Origin of the sequence: Streptomyces sp. NPDC092296 (genome assembly GCF_044755465.1) — a bacterium.
Taxonomy (GTDB): domain Bacteria; phylum Actinomycetota; class Actinomycetes; order Streptomycetales; family Streptomycetaceae; genus Peterkaempfera.
Map to the genome: position 1 here is coordinate 109,952 of NZ_JBIVRB010000009.1, position 13,077 is coordinate 123,028.

General features: G+C 71.2%; 9 protein-coding genes (1 of these 9 running past the window's edge). 8 read left to right on the top strand and 1 reads right to left on the bottom strand.

All coding sequences use genetic code 11. From position 1 onward, the window contains the following. The 7 genes from ACIQGZ_RS20415 to ACIQGZ_RS20445 all read left to right on the top strand — a co-directional run. A protein-coding gene (locus ACIQGZ_RS20415; RefSeq protein ID WP_402603536.1) for an SDR family NAD(P)-dependent oxidoreductase crosses the window boundary here: on the top strand, positions 1-3,480 show its 3' end. It extends 6,561 nt beyond the left edge of the window; only the last 3,480 of its 10,041 coding nucleotides appear in the window; its start codon lies off the left edge, out of view; its stop codon occupies positions 3,478-3,480. A gap of 37 nt (positions 3,481-3,517) precedes the next feature. Continuing rightward, a complete protein-coding gene (locus tag ACIQGZ_RS20420) occupies positions 3,518-3,955 on the top strand; it encodes an ester cyclase (RefSeq protein WP_402603538.1) in 438 nt (145 codons plus the stop codon). A gap of 10 nt (positions 3,956-3,965) precedes the next feature. After that, positions 3,966-5,723, top strand: coding sequence for a carbamoyltransferase (locus ACIQGZ_RS20425; protein WP_402603540.1), 1,758 nt, complete (start codon positions 3,966-3,968; stop codon positions 5,721-5,723). 144 nt (positions 5,724-5,867) lie between these two features. After that, on the top strand, positions 5,868-7,403 hold the full coding sequence (locus ACIQGZ_RS20430) for an MFS transporter (protein WP_402603542.1): 1,536 nt from the start codon (positions 5,868-5,870) through the stop codon (positions 7,401-7,403). Next, on the top strand, positions 7,393-8,148 hold the full coding sequence (locus tag ACIQGZ_RS20435; protein ID WP_402603544.1) for an ABC transporter ATP-binding protein: 756 nt from the start codon (positions 7,393-7,395) through the stop codon (positions 8,146-8,148). The genes ACIQGZ_RS20430 and ACIQGZ_RS20435 overlap by 11 nt, the downstream gene beginning before the upstream one ends. After that, a complete protein-coding gene (locus ACIQGZ_RS20440) occupies positions 8,145-8,915 on the top strand; it encodes an ABC transporter permease (protein ID WP_402603546.1) in 771 nt (256 codons plus the stop codon). Before ACIQGZ_RS20435 ends, ACIQGZ_RS20440 begins: the two co-directional genes overlap by 4 nt. Positions 8,916-8,935: 20 nt before the next feature. After that, a complete protein-coding gene (locus tag ACIQGZ_RS20445) occupies positions 8,936-10,828 on the top strand; it encodes an NAD(P)/FAD-dependent oxidoreductase (RefSeq protein WP_402603548.1) in 1,893 nt (630 codons plus the stop codon). Between the two features lie 528 nt (positions 10,829-11,356). On the opposite strand, the gene ACIQGZ_RS20450 is transcribed toward ACIQGZ_RS20445, so the two are convergent. Beyond that, positions 11,357-12,319, bottom strand: a complete 963-nt coding sequence (locus tag ACIQGZ_RS20450) for a zinc-dependent alcohol dehydrogenase family protein (protein WP_402603550.1) — start codon at positions 12,317-12,319, stop codon at positions 11,357-11,359. Between the two features lie 93 nt (positions 12,320-12,412). On the opposite strand from ACIQGZ_RS20450, the gene ACIQGZ_RS20455 reads away from it, so the two are divergent. Beyond that, positions 12,413-13,072: a TetR/AcrR family transcriptional regulator gene (locus tag ACIQGZ_RS20455; protein WP_402603552.1), complete on the top strand. Its 660-nt coding sequence runs from the start codon at positions 12,413-12,415 to the stop codon at positions 13,070-13,072. Positions 13,073-13,077 lie beyond the last annotated feature (5 nt).

The following is a 13,077-nucleotide window of genomic DNA, read 5'->3' on the forward strand; positions in this document are numbered from 1 at the left end:
GACGTGGACGCCGGGGTGCTGTACGAGACCCGTGGTGTCGCGGGGCTGGCCGACTGGCTGCTGACCGAGCACCCGGACGCCGTCCGCCGCCACTTCGCGACCGACGCGCCCCCGACACCCGCTGTTCCGACCCCCGCTGTTCCGGCCGTCGCGGTCCCGGCCCTCGCTGTTCCGGCCGTCGCCGTCCCGGCTGACGTTTCCGCTCCCGCCGCCGTGGTGGCGGAACCCGTGGGGGTTCCGCGGACCGGTCCGGCAGGGGAGGCCGTGGCACGGGACGGTGCGCCGGACGGGGCGATCGCCGTCATCGGGCTCAGCTGCCGTTTCCCCCGCAGCCCGGACGCGGAGACGTTCTGGCGGCGGTTGCGCAAGCCGGAGAAGCTGATCACCGAGACGCCGCCGCACCGCTGGGACTGGCGGGCGCTGGCCCCGGAGGAGGGCAACGTCTACCGGTGGGGCGGCTACCTCGACGAGGAGGACTGCTTCGACGCGGCCCTCTTCGGGATCGACGACGAGCAGGCCCGGTTCATGGACCCGCAGCAGCGACTGCTGCTGGAGCAGGCGTGGGCAGCGCTGGAGAACGCGGGCTACGCGCCGTCCTCGCTGGCCGGCACGGACACCGGCGTGTTCGCCGGCGTGCAGTTCCGCGACTACCAGCACCTGTTGCACGAGGCGGAGGTGGTCAACCCCGCCACGGCCAGCGGCAACGAGGACTGCTTCGCCGTCAACCGGATCTCCTACCTGCTCGACCTGCACGGCCCCAGCGAGGTGGCCAACACCGCGTGCTCCTCGGCGCTGGTGGCCGTGCACCGGGCGGTCAGCTCGCTGCGGGCCGGTGAGTGCTCGATGGCGCTGGCCGGCGCGGTCGCGCTGAACCTGACCCCCTACGCGGCGTCGGCGCTGGAGGCGCTGAATGTGATGTCCACCGACGGCTGGGTCCGGCCGCTGGAGGCACGGGCCAGCGGGTACGCGAAGGGTGAGGGCGTCGGTGTCGTCCTGCTCAAGCCGCTGGCCGACGCGGTCCGCGACGGCGACCACATCCACGGCGTGATCCGGGGCAGCGCCACCAACCACGGCGGGCGCGCGACCACGATGATGGCGCCGAACAGCCGCGCGCAGGCCGCGGTGATCTCCAGGGCGATCGAGGACGCCGGGGTGCCGGTGGAGACGATCGGCTACGTCGAGATGCACGGCACCGGGACCTACGTCGGTGACCCGGTCGAGGTGCGCTCGCTGGACCGCGCGTTCACCGCGCTGGCCGAGAAGCGCGGCGTGACCCTGGAGCCGGGGTCGTGCGGGCTCGGCTCGGTCAAGGGGCACATCGGCCACCTCGAACCGGCGTCCGGCATCGCGGGCCTGTTCAAGGTCCTCGGCGCGCTGCGCGACCGCACCCTGCCGGGCATGCCCGGCTTCGCCGAGCCCAACCCCGGGCTCCGGCTCGACGGCACGCCGTTCCGCGTGGTCGGGGCGGCCGAACCGTGGGCCCCGGCCCGGCCGGGGGTCCCGCTGCGCGTGGGGATCAGCTCCTTCGGCTTCGGCGGCGTCAACGCGCACGTGGTCGTCGAGGAGGCCCCGGCGGCGGCCCGTCCGGAGCCGGCCGCGCCCCGTCCGATGGTGTTCCCGTTGTCGGCGCGGACCCCTCGGGCGCTGCGCGATCTGCTCGAGCGGCTGTCGGAGTGGCTGCGCACCGCCGATGTCGCGCCTGCGGCGGTCAGCAGCACCCTGCGGCACGGCCGGGACGCGCTGCCGGTGCGGGCCGCGGTGATCAGCACCGACCTGGCCGGGCTGCGCAGCGGCCTGACCGAGCTGCTGGCCTGGCCGGAGCCGTCCGGGATCGCCGTGTCCGGGGTCAGCGCCGCGGACGCCGAGACGCTGCGCGCGGCGGCCCGGACCTGGGTCGACGGCGGCCGGACCGTCCCGGGCGAGGATGCGGCCCGACGCGTCCCGCTGCCCACCTACCCGTTCGAACGGACCCGCTACTGGTACGAGGAGCGGCGCCCGGTCGGCCTGGGCCCGCAATCCACCGTGGACACAACCGGGAAGGAGCCGGCGATGGCGTCCGAGCAGAAGGCGTCCGGGACACCGCGACCGGAGCAGGGCACCGCCCAGCCGATCACCGTTTCGGCCGTACAGCAGGCCGTACAACCGGTCGCCCAGGTCGCACAGGTCGCCCAGGTCGCACAGGTCGCACAGCCGGCGGTGCAGGCGGCCGGTTCACCGACCCGCGACCGGCTCCGGGAGGTCATCGCCGACGTGCTGCGCTGCCCGGCCGATTCGATCCCGGTGGACAGGCCGCTCCGCGAGGTCGGGGTGGACTCGCTGACCAGCATCCGGATCATCGAGTCCATCCACGAGGTGTTCTCCGACGACGTGCCGTACTCGGCGCTGACCGACTACCCGACGCTCGCCGAACTGGCCGGTTTCATCGCCCCGGACGAGCAACCCGCGCCCGTGGCCCCGATCCCGGCCCAGGCCCCCGCCCAGGCGCCCGCCCCGGCACCCGTCCCGATCCCGGCCCCGGCGCCGCCGGCCGCCGCGAGCCCCGCCCCGGCCGCACCCCGGCCAGCCGCCGTGGGCCGGAAGGGCCGCTCCGGCAAGGCGATCCTGGTGCCGTTCGCGCAGGGCGGCGACCGGCAGACCAGCTTCTGGGTGCCGGGCGCGGTGGGTTTCGCCGCGGCCGTGGCCGGTCTGTCCAGGTCCCTCGGCCCGGAGTACCCGTTCTACTCGTTCCAGGCCCGCGGCGCGGACGGCCGCTCCATGCCGCAGATGTGGGACGAGATGGTCGAGGACTACCTGGAGGCGATCCTCGACATCCAGCCGCACGGCCCGTACGTGATCGGCGGCCACTCGTTCGGCGGGCTCACCGCGATGGAACTCGCCCGCCGGCTGTCCGCCCTCGGCGAGACCGTCCGCCAGCTGGTCCTCATCGACACCTTCCCACCGACGCAGGAGGTCATCGACCGCCACAAGGACGACTACGACGACGCCTTCATCATCTACTACCTGGCCAACGCGCTGGTCGACGTCGAGAACCACCCGGGCCGGTGCATCCGCAAGGAGCACCTCGGCGACCTGCCGTGGGAACTGCGCCTGCCGGTGCTGGCCCGCGTGGTGCAGGAACGGCTCGGCGGAGGCGGCCGGGTCGAGGACACCTACCACTACCTGCGTGGCGGCCACACCATGTCCGAGCACTCGGCCGGCCTCTACCAGCAGGCCAAGCTCCGTCCGTACGAGGCGTCCGACGTGTTGTTCGTCCGGGCGCTGGACGGGTTCGTGGGCCGGTCGTCGGCGTTGTACTGGCCCGCGGTCGACCTGATGGACGGCTACGACTATGTGACGCCGTGGCGGGAGAGCATCTCCGGCCGCTTCGACGTGGTCGAACTCGACGAGGACCACCTGCACCTCATCGCCGGCTGGGCCGCCGACCGCGTGGCCGAGGAGATCCGCACCCGGCTGGACGGCGACGGGCCGGCCGCGTCGTGACCGCGACCGCGACCGCCACGGTGGAACGGGAGACCAGATGACCGTTGAGCAGAGCCTGCGCGTGATGAGCAGGTACAACGACCTGTGGAGCCCGGATGGGCTGGACCGGGCGCACGAGGTGATCGACGCGCGGTTCGTCCGGTACGGCAGTTCCGGCCGGTTCGAGGGCGTGGCCGCGTTCCAGCGCTACGTCCGGCACTACCTCATCGCGTTCCCCGACCTCCGGTTCGCCGTGGACGACTGGATGTGGCAGGGCGAGAAGGTGATGGTCCGCTACAGCTTCACCGGCACCCACCGGGGTTCCTTCATGGGTGTCGACGCCACCGGCCGGCCGGTGCGGGCCGAAGGCGTGGCCGTCTACCGCGTGGTGGACGGAAAACTGCTCGAACTCTGGGACTACCTCGACCTGTTCGGGCTCGGCCGGCAGCTCGGCGTGCGGTCGCAGTCGATCAATCCGGCGCTCTCCCTGAAATGATGTGGATGCGATGACGAAGAACTACATCGGGCTCTCCAACACGTTGCACGACAGTGCCCTGGCCATCGTCGGTCCGGACGGCCGGGTGCGGTTCGCCGAGGCGACCGAGCGGTATCTACAGAACAAGAGATCGATCAACTGCGCCCCGGACTTCTTCGGCCGGGCGGCCGCCCTGGTCGAGAAGTACGGCGATCCCGGAGCGGAGCTGGTGGTCGCGGAGAGCTGGAGCGACCGCGCGCCCGGACTGCTGGAGCGGATGCTCACCGGCATCCGGCAGGAGGAACGGAAACTGGTCGAGGTCTTCGGCGAGATTCCCGACTTCATGCGCACGCACATCTCCTCCCGCGAATACCTGTGCACCGCGCAGATCAACGCCATCAGCCAGACCGGCGGCACCCTGCGGTACGAGCTGAACCAGCGCCCGGACGCGCCCTACCTCCGCGACCTCGCCACCCGCCGATACGACCACCACCTGACGCACGCGGCCGCGGCATGCCACACCAGCCCGTTCCGCGAGGGCGTCTGCGCCGTCCTGGACGCGCTCGGCGAGGGCACCTCCAGCGGCTGCTTCACCTACCGGGACGGGGAACTGCGCCGGATCGAGGACGTGCCGACCACCAGCACGGGCAGCCTCGGGTTCTTCTACACGCTCGTCTGCGTGATCTGCGGGTTCGGCCACCTGACCGGCGAGGAGTGGAAGGTCATGGGGCTTGCCGCCTACGGCAAGCCGCGCAAGGACTTCTACGACCTGTTCCGATCGCTGATCGAGGTGGACGGGCTCACCATCCGGTTCGCCCCGGACGCGGAGCTGTTCCCGCTGTTCAAGAAGGTCCACGACATCCGGCGCAGGCACGGCGAGTCGCCGTTCGCCGCCGCCGACCTCGCCCGCGCCGGTCAACAGGTGTTCACCGAGGTGTACTTCGAGTTCCTGAACAACCTCGGCAAGCTCGGGATCTCCGACAACCTCGCGCTCGGCGGTGGCTGCGTCCTCAACTCCTCGGCCAACGGCCAGGTTCTGGAACAGACGGGCTTCAGGCGGTTGCACGTGTTCAGCGCGCCCGGTGACGACGGCAACGCGGTCGGTGCCGCACTGCTGGCCTACCATGAGGACCACCCCGGCGCGGGGGTGGCCGAACCGGCCCTCCAGTCCCCCTACCTCGGTTCGGAGATGTCCGCGGACACGCTGGAGAAGGTGCGGCAGTTCGGCCCGGTGAAGCAGCAGCGGCTGGACTTCGACGAGGTGTGCCGCCGCACGGCCGCGTCGCTGGCCGACGGCAAGCTCGTCGGCTGGGTCCAGGGCCGGGCCGAGTTCGGTCCGCGGGCCTTGGGTAACCGGTCCATCCTGGCCGACGCCCGCTACCCGGATATGAAGGACAAGATCAACGCCCGGGTGAAGTTCCGGGAGGCGTTCCGGCCGTTCGCCCCGTCCATCCTGGACGGTTACGGGCCCGAGTACTTCGTGGACTACCAGGACTCCCCGTACATGGAGCGCACCCTGCGGTTCCGGGACGAGGTGAAGTCCACGGTGCCCGCCGTCGTCCACGAGGACGGCACCGGCCGCCTGCAGACGGTCACCGCGGAGCTCAACCCGCGCTACCACCGGCTCATCGAGGAGTTCCACCGGATCACCGGGGTGCCGCTGGTGCTGAACACGAGCTTCAACGTGATGGGCAAGCCGATCATTCAAACCGTGGAGGACGCGCTCTCGGTCTTCTACACGTCCGGACTCGACCTGCTGGTCATCGGCGACACGGTGATCGAGAAGTGACGACCGTCCGCGCGGCGGAGAGGTTGCCCAGGTGGATCTTCCCTCCGTGCGCCCGAGCGGGGTGCCGCCGTGGAACGAGCGCCGGCCGTCGACCGCACCCACTACGCTTCGATGCGCACCGTCGACAGCAAAGAGGGACCGCACATGACTGATGTGAAGTCGGCGGTCGAGCCGGTAGTGGGCCGCAGGTGGTGGGCGTTGGTGGCGATGGCATTGCTGCTCGTCTCCGTCGGCCTCGACCTCACCATCCTCAATGTCGCGTTACCGTCGCTCGCGGTCGACCTGAACGCCACCTCCACGGACTTGCAGTGGATCGTCAACGCCTATGCGGTGGTCATGGCGTCGACGCTGCTGCCCGCCGGCCGCCTCGGCGACCGGATCGGCCCCCGGGCGCTGATCATCGCTGCCGCGCTGCTGTTCGCGATCGCGTCCGGCATGTGCGCCTGGGCCGGCAGCACGGCCTGGCTGATCGTCGCCCGAGCGCTGCTCGGCGGCGCGGCGGGCGTGTTCATGCCGCTGTCGATGTCCATGCTCACCCGCTTGTTCCACGGCGCCGAGCGCAGCCGAGCGATCTCGGTGTGGACCGCGGCCGTCGCCCTCGGCATCCCCGCCGGCCCACTGCTCGGCGGCTGGTTGTTGGACCACTTCTGGTGGGGCTCGGTGTTCGTCATCAACGTCCCGGTCGCCGCTGTGGCCGTGGTGCTGCTGATCGCCACCCTCCCGGCGGTCGCCGGGCAGCGTGCCGCGCGGATCGACGTCGTCGGCGTGGTCCTCTCCACCGTCGCGTTCGTGGCGCTGACGTTCGGCTTCACCCGGGCCGGTGACACGAGCTGGAGCGGCACCGGCGTGCTGGTGCCGATCGCCCTCGGCGTGCTCGCGGTCGCGGCGCTCGCGGTGTGGCTCAACCGCGCCCCGAACCCGCTGTTCTCGCTGGACATCTTCGGCAGCCCGCAGTTCCTGTGGGGCTGCGTCACGGCCTCGGTGGCCTCGCTGGTCATGATGACGACGATCTTCATCGTCCCGCAGTACGCCCAACTGGCCGCGGCCGGGGACGCGTTCGACCTCGGCCTGCGGCTGCTGCCGTTCATCGGCGGCCTGGTCTTCGCGGTGCCGGTCAGCGAGGCGCTGATCAAGCGCTTCGGCTACAAGGTCGTGGTCGTACTGGGCTTCCTGGTCATGGCAGCCGGCACCGCGCTCGCCGCCTGCACCGGAACTGGCAGCTCCACCGGCTATCTGGTGCTGTGGAGCGCGGTCGCCGGCGCCGGGGTCGGCTTCGTCCTGCCCAACTCGATGGACCTGGCGATGAGCGCCATGGACGACGAACGCAGCGGCGTCGGCTCCGGCATCGTGCAGAGCCTGCGGCAACTGGGCGGCACCATGGGCGTCGCGGTGCTCGGCACGCTGCTGGTGACCGCGTACCGCGACCGCCTCGACCTGACCGATCTGCCCGCGCAGGCCGCGGACGCCGTCCGCAGCTCCCCGGCCGGCGGCGCGGTCGTCGCCGAGCGCTCGCAGCACGAGGTGCCGCAGCTGCTTGACATGGTGCGCTCCGGGTTCGTCACCGGCATGGACCGGTCGTTCGCCGCCATGTGCGTGATCTGCGTGATCGGCGCCCTGGTCGCGGCGTGGCGGGTGCCCCGGGAGGTCGGTGAGAACGATGGAGCGGCTGGTGCCTTCTGAGCGGCAGCCCGGCGACGTCCTGCTGGAAGCGCGGGGCGTCCGCCGGTCACTCGGCGGCGATGCCGTCCTGCACGGCGTCGACCTGGCGATCCGGTCCGGCAGTATCCACGCGCTGGTCGGGATGAACGGCGCGGGCAAGACGACGCTGATGCGCATCCTGCTCGGCATGCTGTCGGCCGACGGCGGGACCGCGTCCCTGTTCGGCGTCCCCGTCGGCTCGCTGCCCGCCGCCCGCTGGCGCGAGGTCGGGCAGATGATCGAGACCCCGGCCGTCTACCCCGAGCTCACCGCCCGGGAGAACATCACCGCGGCCGCCCTGCTGCACGGCCTGGACCGCGCGGCCGTCCCGGAGAGCGTGCAGCGCATAGCCGAGAGCCTCGGCCTGGAGCGGTGGCTCGACCAGCGGGGAAAACGGCTGTCGCTCGGCACCCGGCAGAAGGCGGCACTCGCCGCCGCGCTCGTCCACCGGCCCACCGTGCTCGTGCTCGACGAACCGAGCAACGCCCTGGACCCCTCGGCGGTCGTCCGCCTCCGGGAGCTGATCACCGGCGTCACCGAGCGCGGCGGCGCGGTGCTGGTGTCCAGCCACCACCTGGACGAGCTGGCCCGGCTCGCGGACACCGTGACCGTGCTGCACCGGGGCCGGGTCGTCGGCGGCCTCGATCCGCGCGGCATCGACCTGGAACGCGCGTTCTTCGACCTGATCTACCAGGCCGATCAGGATCTGCCCAGGGAGGCGGGATGAACGGCGGCTTCGGCAGGCTCCTCGCCGTCGAGACGATGAAGGCGCGCCGCGCGCCGGTCTTCGTCCTCTGCACCGTCATCGTCGTGCTGGCGCCGGCGCTGCTCGCCGCGGCGGCCATTCTGGCGCTGCGGGCGAACTCCTCGTCCAGCTTCGCGGCGAAGGCCCGGCTGCTGGTGCACGGCTCCGGGTGGGACGCCTACGTCGGCACCGGCGCGGAGGTCATGTCGGTCGCGGTGCTGTTGTGCCTCGGTTTCGGGTTCGCCTGGTGCTTCGGCCGGGAGTTCACCGAGGACACCGTCGTCGGGCTGTTCGGCCTGCCGGTGGGCCGCGGCGCCATCGCGCTGGCGAAGTGCGCCGTCCTGCTGGTCTGGAGTGTGCTCGTGTCGATCGCGTCGACGCTGGTGCTGCTCGGAGTGGGCCTGGCCCTCGGCAACCTCGGGTCCCAGCCGCCGCAGTGGTGGCTGCCGCTCGGCGTCTGCCTGCTGACCGCGTGCAACACCTTCCCGCTGGCCTGGCTGGCCACCGTCACCCGGGGCTACCTCGGCGCCGTCGGCGGTCTGGTCGGCCTGGTCGTCGTCACCCAACTCGTCACCTCCTTCGGAGGGGGCGGCTGGTTCCCGTGGGCCGTGCCGGGCCTGTGGGCCGGGTTCGGCGGCGCCGAAATCCAGGTCGGCGGTATGCAGTTCGCCCTGCCCGTCGTCGTCGCGCTGATCTCGGTCGGCGCGACGGCGGTGCGCTGGCGCGGACTCGAACTCGGCAACGCCTGAAGAGACAGAAGAGAGTAACGATGACCGCGTCCAGTTTCACTTCGCCCGACCCGAGCCCGGAGGGCCCGGACCGGATATTCGACGTCTGCGTGTACGGCGCGGGCATCATCGGCATGTTCAACGCCCTGCAGTACGCGAAGCGCGGGTTCAGCGTCGCGATCGTCGACGAGCTGACCGAAGCCGACATGCAGGCATACAAGGTGGGCGAGTCGCTGCTGATCTTCTCCAACGCGATGCTGCGGTCGGTGTGCGAACTCGACGACGAGATCTCGGTGTCGTTCGACAAGCGCGGCCTGTGGTTCATCCACGGCTACGAGAACCAGACCACGTTCGACGGGGTCACCGAGTGGGCCGAATACGCCGTGCTGCCCAAGCACTGGCAGGACGAGGTGTTCAGCAGCCGCTTCGGCCGTGCCATGTTCCAGAACGCACAGGTGGTCCGACCTGAGGTCGAAGCCGTGCTGCGCGACCGCATGCACCGCCAGCCGCTCATCACCGTCATGAACACCGGCCGCGTCGCCGACCTGGCCCTGGGCGCCGCGGGCGAACCGCACGTGACGACCTGGCGGTCCCGCAACCGGTCGGTGACCGGGCAGGTCCGCTCGCGCTGGGTGGTTGACTGCACCGGCCGCAAGCGGTTCCTGGCCCGCCGGTTCGACCTGTCGGTCCCGCTGGACGACGGCTTCGTCACGTCCGCGGTCTGGGGGCAGTTCGCCCACTGCACGGACGACGACTTCAAGGACTGGGAGTACACCTTCCCGGAGGGGGACCGGGCGCGGCGCGACTACACCACCGTCCACCTCTGGGGCGACGGGTACTGGATCTGGCTGATCCGGCTGACCAAGGACCGGATCAGCGTGGGCGTCAACGTCAACCGCCGCATCCTCGCCGAGGGCGAACAACTACGGGAAGTGTTCTGGAAGATCATCCGGCGCTACCCCACCCTCGACTTCCTGGTCGAGGAGAACCTGCTGGACTTCAGCGCCTACAAGAACGTCCAGCACATCTCGGAGGAGTACGTATCGGCGGACCGCTACATCCTCGCCGGCGACGCCGCCGCGATCATCGATGCCTACTACAGCCAGGGCATGTCACAGGCGATGCTCACCTCCTGGCACGGCGCCAACATCGTCGAGCGCGACCTGCGGGAGGGCGTGCTCGACACGGAGTACGTCCAGCGCGTCAACCGGTCGATGAAGGCGGACTGGTTCCTGATCCGGTCCATCGTGAAGCACAAGTTCAGCCCGGCCATCGCCGACAGCCGGTTCTTCATCCTCGACCATCTGCTCGACTACCTCGTGTTCGCCGCAGTCGTCCCGACCCGGTTCCGGATGGCCACCTGGCTGGTCCGCACCGAAGGCGGCGACACGTCCCGGGAATCCGCGGAGATGGCCGGATACCGGCGCTGGCTGCAGCGGCGCGGGTTCCTCAACCGCTCGTTCCCGTTCAACCTGCTGAGCCCGGACGGGATCGTCGCGCTGATCGAGCGGCTGCGTGCGCTCAACGAGCGCAACGCCCGATGGCGGCTGGACAACGGTATCGAGACCGCGCCGATTGACGGCGTGCTCCGGTCGCTGTCGCCGCTGCCCGCGACCTGGCGGATCCCGTGGGGGCAACTGCGCAACCGCCCCGTCTCGGTCACCCCGTCGCTGCCGAAGAAGGAGGTGGGCCCGCCGGACTTCGAAGCGGGTCTGCCGTTCGCCTTCAAGGCGTTCGCGCCGATCGCCGCGCCGATGGTCGCGCTGACGATCGCGTTCGACAGCGTGCTGACCAAGTCCCAGCAGCTCCGGCGCCGGCTCGGCTTCCGCCCGGGGAGCCGCAGGCAGCGGTCCGTCCAGACCCCGACCCCGCCGGCCGCCGTCCAACGCGACCCGGTCGCCGCAGGCGAATCCGGCGAGAACTTCCCTGCCTGACGGGGTGTCGTCGACCGAGTCCGCTGCGCGTCGATGGCTCCGGGCGTGCCACGGAACGCCGTCGCATGGTGAACACCCGCAGGGAGGGCTTCCTCGGTTCCGGATAGGCGGCGCGCGATCGTGGGATCGCGCGGCCGCGCGATCCCACACCTGCGGCAGAGGCCGCACCCCTGTTGGGGTGGCCTGATCGCCGCGCTGTCGCGGCGGACGCATGCTGCGTGCGGGTTGTCGTCGAGGCTGCGGGTGCGGGATCTTGGACAACGTTGCTGGAAGACATCGCGCGGGTCGACCTGGCCGGCCGGCTGGTGGGGCTTCGGCCAATCTGGGTCGAAGATCCAGTTCTGCTGCCGGTCAGGCGGTTCCATGACGTTCATAAGCCCTATGGACGCCGGACGCAGCTGTTCGGCCGGCTCCGCGCGGCCGCGACCCGACCGCCGACGCTCTCCCGGGCTTCCCCTCGGCCACCCGCGCCGAGCACCAGGTGAGCATGTTGGTCCGCAGACTCTCCGTGGTCACCCAAGGTCCGGATCAGGGCGCCAGCACGACTCTGCCGAACACCTCCCCCGCGTCCATCCGGCGGTGGGCCAGCGCCGCCTGGTCCAGCGGCAGCACCTCGTGCACGACCGTGCGCAGGTCCCCGTGCGCAGCGTCGGCGAACTGGGACGACCGCACGGCCTGCCGGTCGGGGCCGGGCACGGTGTCAGAGCTGAAAGTGGCGAACGACAAGGACTTGCGGAAGGCGTCGATCAGCCGCATGCCGAAGTCCGCCGGCGGCTGCCCACCGACCACCCCGACAGCCACAAACCGCCCGTTGGGGTTGAGCTTGTCCAGGAAGAGGGGAAGCCGGGGGCCTGCCACGACATCGATCACCACGTCGAAGCCCACCGGCGCGTCCGGGCCGCCCTCGCCGGTGCGGTCAAGGACATGGGTGGCGCCCAGGTCCCGCAGGCGGGCGCCACGGTCCGCCGACGAGGTGGTGACCGCCACCGCGCTCGCGCCGTGCCTGGCCGCGAGCTGGACCGCCGTGATCCCGATGCTGCCCGCCGCACCGCGTACGAGCACCGCCTCTCCGGGCGTGAAGCGGGCCCGTTCCAGGGCGAAGTGGGCGACCACGCCGGAGCCGCCGAGGGTCACCGCGTCGGCGCCGGTCAGCTCGTCGGGCAGTGCAAGGACGTCCTCGACCGCCGCGACGGCCCACTCGGCATACCCGCCGGACAGGCCGGTGAACGCCCACACCCGCCGCCCGATCCACGAGGCGTCCACGCCCTCTCCCACCGCGGCGACCCTTCCCGCGACCTCGCTGCCGAGGAGGTGGCCCTCCCGGAAGCCGTAGGCGGCAAGCGTTCCCCGGCGGATCACGGCGTCCACGCCGCCTACCCCGATCGCCTCCGTGGCGATCTGCACCTGTCCCGGGGCAGGAACGGGCGCGGGCACATCGATGACCTCCAGGCCATCGGGGTCGCCGAACGTCCTGATCACGACGGCTTTCATCTCTGCTCCTCGGGTCGTTGGCGGGACGGGGCTGCGAGCACCACCATCGGACCGTAACGGACGCCCCCGTCCGTCTTGCTGAAGTGAGAGACGATGACCAACCCATTGCCTCAGACCGTGCGCTCCGACGCCCGCGACAACCGGGTCCGCATCCTGGACGCCGCCCGAGCGGTGTTCGGTGAGGAGGGCCTGAGTGCACCCATGCGCGAGGTCGCCCGGCATGCGAGCGTCGGCCCCGCCACGCTGTACCGGCACTTCCCGACCAAGCAGGCACTGATCATGGAGACCTTCGCCGAGCAGCGGCGGGCCTGCCATGCGGCTGTCCGCGACGCCCTTGCGGACTCGGACCCGTGGCACGGGTTCCGGAGCCTGGTCGAGCGGATCTGCGAACTCCACGCGCACAGCCGGGGATTCGCCGACGCCTTCATGACGGCCTTCCCCGAGGCCATGGACTTCGCCGCCGACCGGGAGCAGACTCTGCGCGCGGTCGGCGTACTGGCTCGCCGTGCCCAGCAGACCGGCCAACTGCGCTCCGACTTCGTCATCGACGACCTGGTCCTCATGCTCATGGCCCACCGGGGCCTCCAGGACACGCCGCGTGCCGCCCGGGTCACGGCCTCCCGCCGCTTCGCCGCCTATGTGATCGAGGCGTTCCGCGCCGCACCACAGACCGGCGAGCAGCCCCCGGGGCCGCTGATCGGGGCGGTCGACTGCAACCGTCGGCAGACCGGCACTCCGGTGGTCGGTCGGTGACCGGG